Source organism: Bacillus sp. mrc49 (assembly GCF_002803435.1).
This window is the reverse complement of sequence record NZ_PHNG01000158.1, coordinates 1-933: the sequence shown is the minus strand read 5'-3', so window position 1 is coordinate 933 and position 933 is coordinate 1. Positions and strand designations below refer to the sequence as shown.

Genomic DNA, 933 nt, shown 5'->3' with positions numbered 1-933 from the left:
TACCCGTGGGCAGTGGCCTATGATGAGCTAGGATTGTTTGCGCTTATTGAAATGCTATTTTTCGTCATCATACTGATGCTAGGACTAATCTACGCTTGGAAAAAGAAGGTGTTGAAATGGAATTGAAATTAGACGACCTCACCCCTGCCGAAATGGAAGAGATGCGCCAAAGCATTTTCTTATCAACGCTTGAACAAATTAAAGGCTGGGCTAGAAGCAACTCCCTCTGGCCAATGACATTCGGTTTAGCATGCTGTGCAATCGAAATGATGGGTGTAGGCTCCTCACATTACGATTTGGATCGTTTCGGTTCTTTTTTCAGGACGTCGCCCCGGCAATCTGATGTCATGATCGTATCAGGTACGGTAACGAAAAAAATGGCACCAATCATAAGTAGATTATATGACCAAATGCCAGAACCTAAATGGGTCATTGCCATGGGCTCCTGCGCAACGGCAGGGGGTCCGTATGTGAATTCCTACTCGGTGGTCAAAGGGGTTGATCAAATCGTGCCAGTCGATGTATATATCCCCGGTTGTCCCCCCAATCCGGCAGCTCTTATTTATGGAATCAATAAATTAAAAGAAAAGATCCGTTACGAGGCGAAAACCGGAAAGCGGGTGATATAGATGAATGAGGATCTAGACCTAGCGAAGCAAAAGGCGGCCGCAGCGGCGAAGGCAAAGGCGGCAGCACTCGCACGAAAGCAAGCGAAGGAGGAAGGGACGGAGAAAGGGTCAGGAGAAGAAGACCTAGCGAAGCAAAAGGCAGCCGCAGCGGCGAAGGTGAAGGCGGCGGCACTCGCACGAAAGCAAGCGAAGGAGGAAGGGACGGAGAGTCCGCCAGGAGAAGAAGACCTAGCGAAGCAAAAGGCAGCCGCAGCGGCGAAGGCGAAGGCGGCGGCACTCGCACGAAAGCAAGCGAAGGAGGAAG

Annotated in this window: 2 protein-coding genes and 1 pseudogene; all 3 read left to right on the top strand. The window is 50.6% G+C overall.

The window, feature by feature from the left end:
- The coding region (gene ndhC, locus CVN76_RS01095) for an NADH-quinone oxidoreductase subunit A (RefSeq protein ID WP_157805412.1) at positions 1-126 on the top strand (126 nt) is incomplete at its 5' end.
- Positions 117-629, top strand: a complete 513-nt coding sequence (locus CVN76_RS01090) for a NuoB/complex I 20 kDa subunit family protein (protein WP_064467114.1) — start codon at positions 117-119, stop codon at positions 627-629. The genes ndhC and CVN76_RS01090, both read left to right, overlap by 10 nt.
- A pseudogene (locus CVN76_RS01085) lies at positions 630-933 on the top strand (NADH-quinone oxidoreductase subunit C); the annotation flags it as partial.

Coding starts and splice junctions, on each gene's coding strand:
- CVN76_RS01090 (WP_064467114.1), top strand. CDS start 117: ATGGAATTGAAATTAGACGACCTCACCCCTGCCGAAATGGAAGAGATG.